The sequence below is a fragment of the Pseudomonas frederiksbergensis genome (genome assembly GCF_035751725.1).
Taxonomy (GTDB): Bacteria; Pseudomonadota; Gammaproteobacteria; order Pseudomonadales; family Pseudomonadaceae; genus Aquipseudomonas; species Aquipseudomonas frederiksbergensis_A.
This window is the reverse complement of sequence record NZ_CP142104.1, coordinates 5,197,249-5,210,811: the sequence shown is the minus strand read 5'-3', so window position 1 is coordinate 5,210,811 and position 13,563 is coordinate 5,197,249. Positions and strand designations below refer to the sequence as shown.

The following is a 13,563-nucleotide window of genomic DNA, read 5'->3' as shown; positions in this document are numbered from 1 at the left end:
TCCTTATGCTGAGGGAGCGTTTTCCGTCACTTGGCTCAGGCCATGGCGGACCCGATTGACCAAGGTATAAACCAGCAGGGCGGCAACCACCGCCATCACACCATCAACCCACAGCGCCCCGAGCCAACCCAGGGCAATACCGGTCGCCAGCACGCCAAACACAAAGGCGCGATCACTCTTGCCCATCGGCCCGTCATAGCGCCGCGAAGCGCCGACCATCGCCCCCAGCACACCGGCGTATTCGCTGAACAACGCCAACAGCGTGACCAACAACACGAGCAACAGGCTGGTATCGGGAAACAGGGCAAAAGGCAGGATCAAGGCAGCGTCGGCGATGATATCGCATAGCTCATTGAGGTAGGCGCCCAGATTCGACTGCTGGCCAAACTCCCGCGCCAGCATGCCATCCACCGCATTCAACGCCATGCGCAGGAACATCCACACCGGCACCAGGATGAACACCCACGGATGACTGGCGAACCACGCGATCACCGCCCCCACCAGCACGGAAACGACGCCCGCGAGCAAGGTCACCTGGTTGGCGGTGACGCCCTTGTCGTAAAGGCGCTGGACGGCGGGGCGAAGCAGATTCTGGAAGGCGGGCTTGAGTTGATAGATGGAAGGCATATGGACTGGGATCTCGGCCGAATTCGGGGCAGGGCTTGTGCAGATGCGAGATTACGATAGGTTGAGACTTTGCTGGTGGGTATTTGCTGGGAATGCGCGCGGGTAGGCATCTGCGCCCGTATACGCGGTGGAAAAGGACTACAGAAGGACGGTAAAAATGCTGCGAGTGGATTGGCTCCTCAACCACATGGATAAATGCAACCTGATGGCCGAATGGCTGTATCGGGAATTCACCTACGAATTCGCCCACCAATCACTCGGTCATTGGCAGGAGGAATTCTCGGCAGGGCAGCGCGATGGTCGCTGGAAATGCCTTATCGCCTTGGAACACGACCAGCTACTGGGCGGCGCCTCGCTGGCAAACGACGACCTGCCCGACCGCCCTGACCTCGGCCCCTGGCTCGCCTGCGTATTCGTCCACCCGGACGCCCGCCGCCGAGGCCTCGCCGCGCGATTGATCGAAGGCATCTGCAACCATGCCAAAGAAGCTGGGTTCGCGACGTTGTACCTGCACACCCACAGTGAACGGGATTACTACGCCAAGCTTGGCTGGGAAGTGCTGGAGCCCTTCGAGGCTTGGGGCAAGGAGCAGTGGCTGATGTCGCGGCGTTTATAACGTCGGCAGGAGCCCTAGCCCCCAGCCCGCAACGGCCCACCGACCGGGACGTACTCGATCGGCGCTTCCCCGGGCAGGTCTTTTATAGGGTCTTCGGCGTAACCGTAGCCTTCTTCCTTCAGATTGATCGAATGCACGCTGTGCTCACGGGCAGTGCTGTCGGTGAGCTTGGTAAATAAGCGGTGATCGGCGGGCAGGGTGAAGCGGTCGCCGGGGTGGAGTTGGGCGAAGGTGAGGGTTGGGTGGTTCATGGTGGCGGGCTCCGTCTCGGGTTGGTCTCTCCGGAATTGAGGGGGAGCGCTGGGATTGGGTTCCGTTTTTTTGGTTGTTGGCTCAATGGCCGGTTCGAAGCACGGCTCTGGCCTTCAGTGATCCCCTGTGGGAGAGCTTGCTCGCGATGGCGGTGTGTCAGCCTAGAGAGACCCAACTGACCTGACGCCAATGCAGATTGGCTCATTTTCTAAGCCCTATTATCTTGTTAAACATCGAGACTAGGCGGCGGGCTCGATATTTATAGGTCCAAGGGATACAAATCCAGGTCTTTGAAAGTCAATCGTATAAAACTTGGCGGGGTTAACGGGTAGCTAGATAAGTCGATCATCACTTTTGAGCCCGCGAAGTCGAGCAATCCTACTCCATCTTCGGCGAGCGACGTTAATAGGGAGGTTAGGGTGACAAAAACTGCCTTCGATTGATAGTGAATACGTTTTACTCGTCTCGCTGATGTTGTTTTCATATACAAACTTTTCGTTTATCTCAAACTCAACGGAATACTCCTTCCCTATCTCTGGTTGTTCGCCCTTCCAATTACCGACTCCAGGTCCGATGTTGGTTGTAAAGGCGATTTGGTACTGGTCGTTCGCTTGTTTTACTTCGTCTACCTTGATTTGGATTTTTTATTCTCTTCTATGCTGTTCTGGAAAAGGTTGATGGGGGTGAAAACTTTAACTAGGACTACCTGGTAGTTCTGAACGCTTGAAAGATTTGCTGGGGCTGCCGGGTTAACCGAGAGCCTTGACATACTACTCTAAAAACTCTGTTTCCATGATCTGTCTGAATTTTTTGAATGTTTCCTCTGCTTGAACGTCGCCGGAAATTAAGTTTTCATAGAATAATTTATCGGTGGCCCACTCGGAGAAGACAAGCTTGGTGTGATTGTGTCCGTTATAGCTTTCTTCGAAATAAAGTTGCCATTGACCTGAAAGGCGCTTATCAATGACCTCAAAAAGGTCGGCGGCTAAAGGGATAGGGTATTCATCATGTTCGTCGGTGCATAGATAATACCAAGGGCAGTTATTCCAGAACTCTATGCCATAGACGACATGTTCTTTTTCTACCTCTAAGTCTAGTTCGCCATCAGGGTGGTGCATGTATTGTTTTAGTCGTGTGGACGTTGCGGGTGTGAGCTTTTCGCTGTTTAGGTTATTTAGTATGCAGCGGACTTTCATTTTGTTTTGATTTCTGAGGGTATAGTCTTGGCTTCTTGGGAGATTTTTTCAAGGGTGTTTTGGATGGGTCTTTCCAGTTCTTTTCAAGTGCTCGAGTTTTCTAAATGTATAGGGGTGTCCCAGTTTTTCTTCGAGATCAAGGCGACTCTAAAGCATTCGCTCTCACAGAATTCTGGGTGCCAGCCGATATCTAATATTTGACCCAAGGCGAAGCTGGCTTGAAAAAGATCTTCCTTGAGGTCGTCCAAGATGAATGACGGATCCAATGATTGGTCTAGGTGTGACATGTCATCGAAGGTTATTATTCCGCCAAGCTTTATGATTTTTGTTATGTTCATTGGGAAAGTGCTGCGCTCAGTCTGTTGCTAATATGGCGTAGCCAATCCTCACCGGTCTTCCATTCGTTCCAGTAGCAGTAATAACAGCTAAGCTCTTTCAATAGGCATTCCCTTAAGCCCAGTTCGTCTTTTTGTGTGCTGATTAATGCGTTTATCTGTTGTTGGGTAGCCCTTAAAATGTCGTTGCTAGAATCGGCTAAAAAGGCGCTGATGATTTCTTCTGCGCCGTCATGCTCTATTCCCCAGTCTTGATGAAAATAGGCGCTGAAAAAATGATGTAGCGCTTCGAATCTGTCTTCCAAAATTCATGCTCCTGCAATTAAAAAATCTTTTGTCTCTTGGCGGCTTACGAGCCTGTCCTAGGTTTCCAGAAGTTAATGTTCTGCATGCGTCGCTCAATATCGTCCATGTCATCCACACCTAAAGATGTATTAAATCTCTCACTAAGGATGCGTCTGATTTTTGCAAGTCGCTGCGTTATATTTTCGTCGTCTATGAAATTGGTGGTTGCCTGATAATACTCTTCTGTTGGCTTGTCTTGATAATGGCTGCCCATTTTGTGTAACGATATCAATATGAACTCTACTTCAGCCAAAGCCTCAAGTAGCGTTTCTCCGGGGATGATGATATTTTTGTTTGAGTCAAGCATCGTGTTCTTTCAAATGATAAAGTTTATGTTGATTCTGTCAGCTTTTATTTTTACGGGTTTCGCAGCCAGCTCTGGGTAATCGTAATGAATGTCATCATCTGAGAAATCTATGAAGGACTAAATATCGCTCCCTCCAATGTTCCAGGTAAATAATAGCCGAAGCCATTCCCGATTTTTTGGGGCAAGGCATTGGTCTCGGTGGACTCCTCAATCTGGAGAGTGTCTGAATAGTCAATCGTTATTTCTTCTCAGTGTGTCTCGCCTATAGCCACGGCTTTGGGGCAGAAGTTTACGAAGCATTCGATGACGTTGCCATGAACAAGGATCGTCATGCACTCCTCCACTAGGTCGTCAATTGCAAGGATCTTCATTTCTGTTGTCATTGTTCTATTCCAGCTACCTGGTTTGGTGTTACTTCTAGGAAGCTTTAACCCATTTGTTTAAAGGCAGGTTCTCTTTTTTTTCAATAAATTGTTTTTTTGCAGTGCTTAGGGTCATGTGGTTTGGATGGCTATAGGATTCAGGAGCCGCTGTGCCGTCATCTTCCCACATGCATAATTCGCAAATGTCATAGTCTGAAATGGTCGAAAGGGTCCGATACTCGCAACATGGACAAGTGTTCAGATGCTCGATATCGCCCTGAATCGCGTAGGTTCCGTATCCTAGCTCGGCTAGTTGTTCGGCCAAGTAGTCATTTGTAACTCCTATGTAACTTGATTTTAGTCCAGCTAGTATCAACTCGTCGGCTAGGGAACCCTCGATGTTTTTTGGTGGTTCTTCGTTGTCAAGTATCAGTTTTTGCAGTTTTGTTGAGAATCCAAGGAAGTTTGGGGTACTTTCATCCAGCGGCCACCAGTTTAAAATGTGTGAATCTCGCTCCTTAATTGTCATTGTGTCTAAATAGCTCTCAGCTATATTTTTTATCGCTGTTAGGCGCGTAATTTGTTTAATTTTAATGTGCTTTTTCAAAGGTTAGCATCGGAAAAGGAATGGTTATATTTTTGAGATAAAAAAGGCCTTGCTTGGAAAGTCTTTTTGGATGATTTTTGCAGCTATCATTGTGTGATCCTTAATTATTTTTAGATAAGCAATAGGATCCGTTTCGCCCCCCCGGGCATCGGTTAAAATCGACCCGATGCAACGTGTTCTACGAACTCAAAATTGCTCGAAAGGAAGTCACGAGCTAACTCTCCTAAGTTTTCTTTGTTATTAATTTTCTACGCTGCTCCAGTGGATCGAAGCAAATATTTTTGGTGAGTCAAAATTTTAAAATGTCTGACTTTATAAACTAGGTCTATTGCTTTTATAGGCAGCGATATTCATGGTTTTAAGGGTTGTAAAAAATTTACGTTGATTCTGTCTGCTTTAATCTTTACAGGTTTTCCCACCAGTTCGGGGTAATCATAATGAATGTCCTCGTCTGAAAAATCTGTGAAAGATCTAAATGTCTCTCCATCTAATACTCCATGTAAATAATAGCCATAACCGTTTCCGATTTTCTCAGGAAAAGCATTGGGCTCGGCGGATTTTTCAATTTGGAGGGGTTCTGAATAGTCTATCGTTATTTCAATAAGGTGTGTCTCGCCTATGGCTACTTTATATGGGCGGTAGTTTGCGAAGCACTCAATGGTGATGCCGTGAATAAGGAGTGTAATGCACTCTTCTGCTAGTGTGTCGATGGCAATGATTTTAACTTCTGCTGTGTTATTCATGAGGTCTTATTGTCCTGTCTTTTGCGTTACCATTAATGGTTTTCCAGAAGTCTTTATCGGTTTTTACGTGTGCTGTCGTAATTTCTCCTTTGTTATTGGTCCCGACAAACGCAAATTTAGGCTTCATTTTTTTGTTGTTTCCTAAAAACATCACAAAGCCCGTTCTAAGCTCGTGTTCATAGGAGTACTTAACCTTAATTCCCTCATTTATTATCTGTCGAGCAATCGACAAATAATCCCCAGCGTTTTTAGCACCGAATTCGTCTCCGTGCTTCTTGAAGTGCGTGTCTAACTTCTCTTTCGAACCGAAGTCTCTAGGATTCTTGGTCCCTCCGGGAGTGAGTGGCTCCCCCTCATCCACCCCAACCTTAGCCGCCGGATCCTGCTCACCAACCGCCGGCTTTTTACACCCGTCACTTCCAGGGCAGTCGTCCAACCCCAACGGATCCACCCACCCCGTCGGGTTCAGGGTGTACCGATACCCATTGAGCCCACCCTTGAGCTTGCTCGGGTCCAGCGTCAGGTACCGCCCCGTCTCCGGATTGTAGTACCGGTGCCGGTTGTAGTGCAGGCCGCTTTCCCGGTCGTGGTATTGGCCTTGGAAGCGCAGCGGTTGTTCCAGGCGTTTGCCGTCGCCGTGGCGCAGTTCGGTGAGTTTGCCGTAGCCGTTGTAGCGGGCGGCCCAGACGATTTCGCCCTGGTGGCTGGTCAGTTCCTGGGGCGTGCCGAGGTGGTCGTTGTGGTAGTGGAACGGCGTGGCGTTGTCCGGGCCTTCGCCTTCGATCAGGGCGAGGGGGCGGAAGGTGCCGGGTTCGTAGACGTAGCTTTGGTAGTGGCGGTCGCTGCTTTCAGCGATGACTTGGTCGCCTTGCCAGATAAATTCCGTGGTCTGGTCCGCCACGGTTTTTTCGATGCGTCGGCCGAAGGCGTCGTAGCGGTAGGACGTTTCGCTGCCGTCCGGGCTGGTGACGCCGATGAGGCGGTGTTGGCTGTCGTAGCGGTAGTGGGTGACGAGGCATTGGGCTTTGCCGCGGCGTTCGCGGATGAGGTTGCCGTAGGCGTCGTAGTCGTAGTGGCGGTCGCCCTCCATGAGCAGGCGATTGGCCTTGAGAGTGGTCGGGCCGGGGCGGTCTTGCAGCAAGAGGTTGCCGGCCGGGTCGTGGGCGAAGCGTTCGGGGCCTTGGCTGTGGGCATAGTCGATGCGGACCAGGCGATCTTGCGCGTCGTACTGGTAGCTGCGGCGGTTTCGATTGTCAGAAAGCGCGGCGAGGTTGCCGTTGGCGCTGTAGGAGTAATCGCGCCAGAACAGTTGGTGCTGCTGGGTTTGCCAGACGGTCTGGGCCTTGAGGCGGCCCTGTTCGTCGTAGCGGTAGTCGCTGAGCAGCAGGCCTTGCTGGCGTTGGGTTTCGCGGCCGCCCTTGAAACGATGCTCGGTCAGGCAGGTGCCGTTGAGGTCGATGGCGATCAGCGCGCCGCCGCGGGCGTGGTGGTAGTCGAGGATGCTGCGGTCGGGCAGGCGGCAATGGATCAAGCGACCAACGCTGTCGTAGCGATAGCGCAGGATGGCCCAGCCCTGGTGCTCGGCGACGAGGCGGTCCTGGGCGTCGTATTCGTAGGCCAGCGGCCAATGGCCGTCGTCGACGCTGACCAAGCGGCCGAGGGCGTCGTAGCGGTAGTCGACTGCCTCGCCATCCGGCAAAGTCTTGCGCAGCAGGCGCCCGGCGCTGTCCCGTTGGTAGGCTGTGATGCGCTGGCTGCCGTCGGCGCCGAACTCGGTTTTTTCCAGCAGGTGGCCGTTGAGGTCGTAGGCATAACCGGTGCGCTGGCCGTCGAAGCCGGTTTCCTGTCGGATCAGTCCGTTGGGCGTGTAGTCCAGATGATATTTTTCGCCGGATTCGTTCTCGATGTCCGTCAACAACAGCCGCGCCGAGTCGTAGCGATATTTCAGCTCGCTGCCGTCGGGGTTGAGGCGGCGGCTGATCAGGTGCAGGTCGTCGGCGTATTCGTAGCGGGTGGTGCGGCCCAGTTCGTCCCGCTCGGCGATGACCTTGCCATAGGCGTTGTAGCTCCAGGCGCGGGTCGCGCCGCTGGGCAAGGTGGTTTGCAGCAAGCGGCCCACGGCATCCCATTGGTAGTGGGTGATGGCGCCGTGTTCGTCCTGGCGGGTCAGCAAACGCCCCAGGGCATCGTAGGAAAAACACCGCTGGCTGCCATCGGGCAGGGTTTCTTCCGTCAACTGGCCCAGGTGGTTGCGCACAAAATAATGGGCGCTGGCGTCCGGGTAGCTGATGGTTTTCAGTTGCCCTTGGGCGTCGTAGTGGTACCAGGTGCTTTGGCCGTCCGGGTCGATGGCCTCGATGACGTCGCCCTGCTCATTGCGGCGGTAGGTCCACACGGCTTTGCCGCGTTGCCGAGCATGCAGGAAACCGTTGCGGTATTCGTAGGACGTCGGTTCATCTTCAGGCGGAATCAGCGCCACCAGCCGTCCGACTTCGTCATAGCGGTATTCGGTGACGGCGCCGAGCGGGTCTTGCTCGGCGATCAGCCGGCCCTGTTCGTCATAGGCCTTGAGGTGTTCACCGCCGGCGGGATCGACTTGGCGCACCAGTCGCGCGCGGTCATCGTGGACGTAGACTTCCTCGCTGCCATCGAGGTTATGGACGGTGACGCTGCCGTCCTCGCCCCAGGTGTAGCGGCTGTCCATCTGCGCAAACGACGCCCAATGCCTCACGCAGCGGGCCGCCGCGCCGAGGCCTTGCCATTCCCAATAAAAACTCGCGCCGCCGGCCAGTTGCCGCTGGAGGATGACGTGCTGGTCGTCGTAGTCGTAGCGTTCGCTTTCGCCGGCGGCGTTGGTCGCTTCGACGAGTCGGAAACGGGCGTCGTAGCGGTAGGAAACCAGCGTTTGCTCAGTGCGCCAGCTTTCGTCGCGGGTCGGTGCCGGGTGAAAGCTCTGATAGTCGATGGCGACCAGGTGGCGGTGTTCATAGCGCAGGCGCAGGCAGCGCCCAGCGCCGTTGTCCAGGCGACTGATGTCACCGTAGATGTTGTGCTGGACGGTCAGGCGGTTGTCGTACCGATCGCTCAAGGCGATCAGACGACCGTCGCGAAAGTGTAGGAAAGGCGCCTCTTCGCCGGGCTGGGCGATGATCAGTTCGTCCGGCTCGTCGCTCAGGAAGATCGCCGCGCGGGCCAGGCTGTTGTGGATCGCCGGGCGTTGCAGGCTGGGCCGGGGGAAGGTGGTGCGGCGGTTTTCCTGGTCGATCCAGATGACCTGCTCGCCTTCGATCAACAGGCGATGGGCCAGGGCATGGCTCCAACCGCGACCGAGGCCGATGTCGAGCTCGGCGGCGCTGGTGCGATAGAGGCGGGTGAAGATAAACGGCAGGCGTCCGTCGAGGGTGCCGTCTTCCAGGGTCAGCAGTTCTTCGCCGGTGACCATCGACACCGGGCAGCCGTTGGTGCGGGTCTGGGCGGCGCTGTCGGCGGGGTCGCCATTGGGGTTTGTCGATTGGGTGGAGGCGTCGTCGTGGTGTTCTTGTTTGCTCAGCCGGGTAGAGGGCTGGGATTTTTCCCGCACGACCGGGGCCGGATTGCTGACCGACAGTGGTGGGGAATCTCCAGCGGTGATGTGCAATGGTGTGACGGGAGCGGGGCCTACGGATGGGCCTCGGCCGGCAATCACGACCGGCTTGAGCACATCGGCATGGGCGTTAAGGCTGTCGCCACCGAGTTGGCCCAGGCGTTGGCTCGAGGCCTGCAGCCATGTCCGGACGTGTTCCGAGCGAACCAAACGCAGCACCTTGCCGCTCAGGCGCAGACCCAAACCCAGGCCACCGGTAACAGCCGCCAACAGGAAATTGATCAGAATCTCGGCGCGAATTTCCCCTATGATTTCGGCCAAGTAACGGGGCGGCAACATCCGCATCCAACTGATGAACGCCGCGGTGTAAACGAAGAGCAAGGGCTCATCGCTCGCGATCATCAGCGCTTTGGCGATCGCTTCGGATGATGCTTTCAGCAGTTGCTCAAGTTCGGCCTCGGTGAAGTATTCCAGCAACTTTTCACTGTTGGCCTGCAGGTCCGCCAGCAGATCGAAGATCTGTTTGACGTCGTCCCACAGCTTATACAAAGCGTTTTCAAAGCCACGCAGCTGAGCGTCCTGCAATGTGTTGTAGCGATCCAGGAAACCTTTTGCCGAATGCTCCTTCCACAGCGGTTGAAACGCTTTCCACTCGGCTTTCAGCCAGCCTTCGAGCTCGGCGATCGCTGTTTGATAAGAGGCATACAGCGCCTTGACATGATCGGTCGTGACATTCGGAAAAAAGCTGATGCGGTAACGCTGGCCACGGTCGCATTCGGATATTTCCAGAATGCCGCTGGGGCCGATGACGTATGGGATGGGATCGCCAAACGTTTCTTTCCCCAACTCGTCCCGAATGATGGGTTCGAGCACCACCGGTGTGTCGCCGATCGGCACGAAACGCGAGGCTTGGAACATATGCACCAGCGTCAGCGGGCCTTGTGCCGGACAGCTCGCCACCACCGCGCTGGCTTGCTTGCCGCCGTCCTTCGCAGGCGCGAGCGACACTTCGTTGCCGACCTTGAAAACCTGCTCGATGTCCAGCGTCTGGCCGTTCCAGAACTTTTCCGCCCAGGTGTCGTAGTCGCCCAGGCAATTACGAAAATCCTGTAGCACCGCCTCGACATCGGGCTTGTTCATGACGGCCAGGACCAGCGAACCAATGGCGCCGCTTAGAGACGGGGTCTTGTCAGGGAAACGCATTCAGACATCTCGCAACGCAGGGAGGCGCGAGACTTTGCCGGGGATGGCTGGGGAAATAAGTCAGGGAAGGAGGCAGTGTTTGTAGGGCAAATCTTTAATTGGCCCTGCGCACGCAAGAAGCCCACAGGAGGCGAGTTACCAAGGCGTCCAGCCATTAAAAAAAACCACCCCTTTGGCACCGATAACATCGTTTCTCGGGGGCGCGGCTTTTCCCTATATTGGCCCTCAGATTCCGGCGGATGGCTCAACGTCCGCTCCCTCAGTGCGAGTAGTCACAATGAACAAAAAACCTGACAGCGCAGGGCTAATCAACGCAGGAGCGGGCACCCGAGCGGTGTGGGGCGAGGAGCAAGTCAGGCATCCTTACAACGCCACCCAGACCCCCATCGTCGTCAGCGCCGCGTACGGTTACGACGACATCGACGCCTGGTCGCCGCGGCTAAACGCGTCGACGCGCTGGTGGTGGCGGACAACACCTTCGCCACGCCGCTGAACCAGAACCCGTTGGCACAGGGTGTCGACGTGGTGATCCACAGCGCGACCAAATTCCTCAGCGGCCCGATGATCACCCAACAGGCTGCGCAGAACGCCGAACAGGTGGTGAACGAAGCGCTGCAGCAAGGCGCCACGTTGCTTTGCGGGCATCGGCGTCAGGGCAATTGTTATGCGGCTACTGTGTTGGAAAATGTCGATCATTCCAGCCGGATTTGGGGCAACGAAGCGTTCGCGCCAGTGGTGGTGTTGCAGGTATTCGAGACGTTTGATGAGGCGATTGCGTTGGCGAACGAGCCTGAGTACGCGCTTCATGCTGGGATTTTCACCAACGACCTCAGCACCGCGATGAGCGCTGCACGACGGATCGAGGCGGGGGGCGTGGTGATCAATGACTCGTTGGATTTCCGGTTTGATGCGATGCCGTTTGATGGTTCCAAGTATGGGAGTTTGGGCAGGGAAGGGGTGCGGTTTGCGTATGAGGAAATGACCCAGCCTAAGGTGGTTTGTTTGAATACGTTGGGGTGAGACGACGCGTGTTTATTGGGGCGCTTGGGATCTGGGCGCGGCTGACGTTGTCTTGCGCCATTGCCTACAACTACGCCAGAATCCGCCGGCTTGTGCGTTTTGGGGCCCGTCGGTAGTTTGAGTCTTGTCACTGAGCATCAGTGATCGGGTTTCGCAGCCCGGACTCTATAGGCGCACAACGTCACCTTCGAAAGCAGATCGCCCATGTCTGTGATTTCGTCAGAGGTGGCTGTGCGTGGGAGACCCCATGGGTCTGCCGGTCCCTAGAGTCCCGGTCTGCGAACCCGCGTACAGCTGCCACCCCAACTTCGTTTCGCAGCGAATGGTGGTAGCTCCAACAGACTCTAGGAGCTTTACCATGGCTAAAATTACACCAAACCCGCCTGCTACAGATGAGCATGTATCTCGCGCTCAGACTGCTCGTAACAAGAAGCTTGATGATGCTGCCACCCGGGCGTTGGATTTTTATCTAAAGCCTACGCCCAAGACGGAAACGTCTGACAACCCCAACTCCATTCTCCGTATCGCCCCGGATGTTGATTCGGAATGTTTGCTTGCGAGTCTCAGCGAAAACCTGGCTTCGGCTAATGCCATGATCAGTGATTTGGCGTTTGATCTTGATGGATCGCGCCGGCGTGTTGCGATGGGGATTTTGCAGGTGATTGAGGTGAGTGAGCTGCTGGCGAATCGGGCTTTGGATATTGTTGAGGTGAGGTAGCAAGGGGCCGCACAGCCCCAGGGAAAAAGGTCTTGCATGTCAAGGCCTTTTTTATGCCCAACGAGTACCTTGTACATTCCACGCTAATGCCTGTTGCTCACGCAGTAACTGCCAGACTCCGTCGTGCAAACGGTACAGGGACATGCCCTTGAAGACCCGAATAGTGCTGCCTTCGAACTCCACAAGTGATACCAACAGTGGTACGTCAGCGAGCCATTTGCTGGCGATATATCCCAACTGCCTTTCGATTGTTCCTGCCGGCGCATAGCTGAACAGGAAGCAGAACCTTGGTCGCTCCTTGAGGGCCGCACCGGAGAGTTTTTCGGGTTCGTTGATATTGTTCTCATAGGGACTTAACCATTCCCATTCGGCAAAAACAATGGGGACTCGTTGGGTGTCACGTATCACCGCGTCAGTACGATTGCCAGACTCGAAGTGTGCGAAATAGCCCATTAGGTCGGCGACGCGTCGCACGGTGTATCCAGTATGGACGTTCCAATCCGAGAGCGAGCCGATGTCACGGCTATAACCGTCCATAGGGAAGTCTCGATACCAGCTGTAAGCAAATAAAGTGGAGAAGTCGTTCAACAGGTCTTGATCGAGCATATGCCGTCTCTTTCGGAGGGGCGCACGCGATAAGTACACCCGATTTATCAAGGAATAGCGGATATCTATTGTTGGGAGATGAGAGCCGCTCAGTATTCTACGAAGTAATCGCTATCCAAATGCTTCACTTCGTAAACCTGTTTGACGTTACAACCCAAATTGTTTTCAACCATCAGCCGCGCCAGTTCCAGCCCATCGATCAACACCACTTTGATATCCAGACTCATGGCCGCCTCGCGGGCTCCATTGGAAAAGTCCGAAGTGGTAATGAACACACCCTTACGGGCGCGTTGGCGGGTGAGGGCGCCGATGAACTTATCGATTTCCGGGCGATGTACGGTGTTGGTCCAACGCTTGGCTTGCAGGTAGATAACGTCCAGGCCGAGCTTGTCTTCTTTGATGATGCCGTCGATGCCGTCGTCGTTGGTTTGTTGCGTCGCGCGTCCTGCTTCCTTGCGTGAGCCACCGTAGCCCATGGCGATCATCAGATCGACGACTAGTTGCTCGAAAAAAGTGGGTGAAGCTGCACGCACCAGGGCCAGCAGTTCATCCGCCAATGATTGCGTCAGCGCCTGATGTGCGGCGGCCAGTTGCTCGTCGGGAGTCGCTTGTTCGACCGGTTCGCTCTGCAAGGCTAACGCTGGGTCATCGGCGGGACTGGTCGTATGGAACGCGGCGAATTCAGGGTATTGCTTGAGCCACCTAACGGTAATACGTGCCGGCCCGCTGTTCAACGCCTCTCGACCGCGTTCGGTGATTTGCACCAGTCCCTTTGCCGGAATGCTCAGCAGCCCCGCCTTATTCAGATAGGTGCGCGCCCAACCGACTCGATTGTTAATGACCGTTTGCTTGCCGGAAGGCAGGCGTTCGCTGCGCTCCTCCTCGCTGAGCTGAAATTCGTTAGCGATGCGCTCGCGAAGTTCGCTTAGGGCTAGCGGAGTATGGTCGGCGACGGTGGCCAGGATCGGTCGCATGACGCTCTGAAAATCCGGGATGGGCATAAATGACTTCCTGTTCAGTTGCCGGGGCGTAATGGGCAGCGT

Annotated in this window: 12 protein-coding genes and 2 pseudogenes; 4 read left to right on the top strand and 10 right to left on the bottom strand. The window is 54.7% G+C overall.

All coding sequences use genetic code 11. From position 1 onward, the window contains the following. Positions 1 to 3: 3 nt before the first annotated feature. Positions 4 to 627: a CDP-alcohol phosphatidyltransferase family protein gene (locus tag VQ575_RS23370; RefSeq protein WP_045157350.1), complete on the bottom strand. Its 624-nt coding sequence runs from the start codon at positions 625 to 627 to the stop codon at positions 4 to 6. 157 nt (positions 628 to 784) lie between these two features. Between VQ575_RS23370 and VQ575_RS23365 the strand changes: the two genes are divergently transcribed. Then, a complete protein-coding gene (locus VQ575_RS23365; protein ID WP_198726106.1) occupies positions 785 to 1,243 on the top strand; it encodes a GNAT family N-acetyltransferase in 459 nt (152 codons plus the stop codon). A gap of 14 nt (positions 1,244 to 1,257) precedes the next feature. Here VQ575_RS23365 and VQ575_RS23360 read toward each other — a convergent pair whose 3' ends face one another. The 7 genes from VQ575_RS23360 to VQ575_RS23330 form a co-directional block, all read right to left on the bottom strand. After that, positions 1,258 to 1,494 carry a hypothetical protein gene (locus tag VQ575_RS23360; protein WP_249873180.1) on the bottom strand — a complete coding sequence of 79 codons (237 nt, stop codon included), beginning with the start codon at positions 1,492 to 1,494 and terminating at the stop codon, positions 1,258 to 1,260. A 771-nt stretch (positions 1,495 to 2,265) separates the two neighbouring features. After that, the gene (locus tag VQ575_RS23355) at positions 2,266 to 2,613 is read right to left on the bottom strand and encodes a hypothetical protein (RefSeq protein WP_325918509.1); all 348 of its coding nucleotides are present in this window, start codon (positions 2,611 to 2,613) and stop codon (positions 2,266 to 2,268) included. A gap of 412 nt (positions 2,614 to 3,025) precedes the next feature. Next, positions 3,026 to 3,331, bottom strand: coding sequence for a contact-dependent growth inhibition system immunity protein (locus VQ575_RS23350; protein WP_325918507.1), 306 nt, complete (start codon positions 3,329 to 3,331; stop codon positions 3,026 to 3,028). A gap of 44 nt (positions 3,332 to 3,375) precedes the next feature. Continuing rightward, positions 3,376 to 3,678 carry a hypothetical protein gene (locus tag VQ575_RS23345; RefSeq protein WP_198726113.1) on the bottom strand — a complete coding sequence of 101 codons (303 nt, stop codon included), beginning with the start codon at positions 3,676 to 3,678 and terminating at the stop codon, positions 3,376 to 3,378. Between the two features lie 417 nt (positions 3,679 to 4,095). After that, positions 4,096 to 4,647 (bottom strand): CPCC family cysteine-rich protein, encoded by a 552-nt coding sequence (locus VQ575_RS23340; protein ID WP_325918505.1) that lies wholly within the window; start codon positions 4,645 to 4,647, stop codon positions 4,096 to 4,098. Positions 4,648 to 4,997: 350 nt separating this feature from the next. After that, a complete protein-coding gene (locus VQ575_RS23335; protein WP_325918503.1) occupies positions 4,998 to 5,390 on the bottom strand; it encodes a hypothetical protein in 393 nt (130 codons plus the stop codon). Next, the gene (locus VQ575_RS23330; protein WP_325918501.1) at positions 5,383 to 10,176 is read right to left on the bottom strand and encodes an RHS repeat-associated core domain-containing protein; all 4,794 of its coding nucleotides are present in this window, start codon (positions 10,174 to 10,176) and stop codon (positions 5,383 to 5,385) included. Before VQ575_RS23330 ends, VQ575_RS23335 begins: the two co-directional genes overlap by 8 nt. Positions 10,177 to 10,453: 277 nt before the next feature. On the opposite strand from VQ575_RS23330, the pseudogene VQ575_RS23325 reads away from it, so the two are divergent. From VQ575_RS23325 to VQ575_RS23315, 3 genes and pseudogenes are all read left to right on the top strand, one after another. After that, a pseudogene (locus VQ575_RS23325) lies at positions 10,454 to 10,734 on the top strand (PLP-dependent transferase); the annotation flags it as partial. Further along, positions 10,732 to 11,196: pseudogene (locus VQ575_RS23320) on the top strand (aldehyde dehydrogenase family protein); the annotation flags it as partial. The pseudogenes VQ575_RS23325 and VQ575_RS23320, both read left to right, overlap by 3 nt. Before the next feature lie 358 nt (positions 11,197 to 11,554). Next, on the top strand, positions 11,555 to 11,914 hold the full coding sequence (locus VQ575_RS23315) for a DUF6124 family protein (RefSeq protein WP_045157044.1): 360 nt from the start codon (positions 11,555 to 11,557) through the stop codon (positions 11,912 to 11,914). A gap of 51 nt (positions 11,915 to 11,965) precedes the next feature. On the opposite strand, the gene VQ575_RS23310 is transcribed toward VQ575_RS23315, so the two are convergent. Both VQ575_RS23310 and VQ575_RS23305 read right to left on the bottom strand, forming a co-directional pair. Continuing rightward, complete coding sequence (locus VQ575_RS23310) at positions 11,966 to 12,520, bottom strand: hypothetical protein (RefSeq protein ID WP_325918499.1); 555 nt, start codon at positions 12,518 to 12,520, stop codon at positions 11,966 to 11,968. Positions 12,521 to 12,609: 89 nt separating this feature from the next. Then, a complete protein-coding gene (locus VQ575_RS23305) occupies positions 12,610 to 13,521 on the bottom strand; it encodes a restriction endonuclease (RefSeq protein WP_325918497.1) in 912 nt (303 codons plus the stop codon). Positions 13,522 to 13,563 lie beyond the last annotated feature (42 nt).

Excerpts from the sequence above, each read along its gene's own strand:
- VQ575_RS23355 (WP_325918509.1), bottom strand. The coding sequence starts at position 2,613 with ATGCACCACCCTGATGGCGAACTAGACTTAGAGGTAGAAAAAGAACAT.
- VQ575_RS23305 (WP_325918497.1), bottom strand. The coding sequence starts at position 13,521 with ATGCCCATCCCGGATTTTCAGAGCGTCATGCGACCGATCCTGGCCACC.
- VQ575_RS23370 (WP_045157350.1), bottom strand. The coding sequence starts at position 627 with ATGCCTTCCATCTATCAACTCAAGCCCGCCTTCCAGAATCTGCTTCGC.
- VQ575_RS23315 (WP_045157044.1), top strand. The coding sequence starts at position 11,555 with ATGGCTAAAATTACACCAAACCCGCCTGCTACAGATGAGCATGTATCT.
- VQ575_RS23330 (WP_325918501.1), bottom strand. The coding sequence starts at position 10,176 with ATGCGTTTCCCTGACAAGACCCCGTCTCTAAGCGGCGCCATTGGTTCG.
- VQ575_RS23310 (WP_325918499.1), bottom strand. The coding sequence starts at position 12,520 with ATGCTCGATCAAGACCTGTTGAACGACTTCTCCACTTTATTTGCTTAC.
- VQ575_RS23345 (WP_198726113.1), bottom strand. The coding sequence starts at position 3,678 with ATGCTTGACTCAAACAAAAATATCATCATCCCCGGAGAAACGCTACTT.
- VQ575_RS23335 (WP_325918503.1), bottom strand. The coding sequence starts at position 5,390 with ATGAATAACACAGCAGAAGTTAAAATCATTGCCATCGACACACTAGCA.
- VQ575_RS23360 (WP_249873180.1), bottom strand. The coding sequence starts at position 1,494 with ATGAACCACCCAACCCTCACCTTCGCCCAACTCCACCCCGGCGACCGC.
- VQ575_RS23365 (WP_198726106.1), top strand. The coding sequence starts at position 785 with ATGCTGCGAGTGGATTGGCTCCTCAACCACATGGATAAATGCAACCTG.